This is a genomic window from Flavobacterium pectinovorum, from assembly GCF_022802975.1.
GTDB lineage: Bacteria > Bacteroidota > Bacteroidia > Flavobacteriales > Flavobacteriaceae > Flavobacterium > Flavobacterium pectinovorum_B.
The window spans coordinates 1-934 of the sequence record NZ_JAFEVZ010000037.1; the positions used below are offsets into that span (position 1 = coordinate 1).

1 protein-coding gene is annotated in these 934 nt (G+C 44.9%); it reads left to right on the forward strand.

Annotated elements, in window-relative coordinates; all coding sequences use genetic code 11:
• Window positions 1-934: Ig-like domain-containing protein (locus tag FLV_RS19890; RefSeq protein WP_317235687.1), on the forward strand; the 934-nt coding region annotated here is incomplete at both ends.

Sequence of the window (934 nt, forward strand, 5' to 3'; positions counted from 1 at the left end):
CTCAGGTAATTACCATTCAGGACAACACAGCACCAACATGGACAACTGCAGCCACTTCTCTAAATGTGACTTTACAATGCAGTGATCTTTCAGGTTTGGCAACCGCTCAAGCTCAGGCTCCCGTAGCAACTGATAATTGTGGCGGAATTGTAACCTACACCAAAATAAGCGGAAACTTCGCACAAGGCTCTTGCGTAAACTCTGGAACTTATACCAATACCTGGGAAGCCAAAGATGTTTGTAACAACACCTCAACTACTTTTACTCAGGTAATTACCATTCAGGACAACACAGCACCAACATGGACAACTGCAGCCACTTCTCTAAATGTGACTTTACAATGCAGTGATCTTTCAGGTTTGGCAACCGCTCAAGCTCAGGCTCCCGTAGCTACTGATAATTGTGGAGGAGCTGTAACCTACACCAAAATAAGCGGAAACTTTGCACAAGGCTCTTGTGTAAACTCTGGAACTTATACCAATACCTGGGAAGCCAAAGATGTTTGTAACAACACCTCAAGTGTTTTCACTCAGGTAATCACCATTCAGGACAACACAGCGCCAACATGGACAACTGCAGCCACTTCTCTAAATGTGACTTTACAATGCAGTGATCTTTCAGGTTTGGCAACCGCTCAAGCTCAGGCTCCCGTAGCTACTGATAATTGTGGCGGAGCTGTAACCTACACCAAAATAAGCGGAAACTTTACACAAGGCTCTTGTGTAAACTCTGGAACTTATACCAACACCTGGGAAGCCAAAGATGTTTGTAACAACACCTCAAGTGTTTTCACTCAGGTAATCACCATTCAGGACAACACAGCGCCAACATGGACAACTGCAGCCACTTCTCTAAATGTGACTTTACAATGCAGTGATCTTTCAGGTTTGGCAACCGCTCAAGCTCAGGCTCCCGTAGCTACTGATAATTGTGG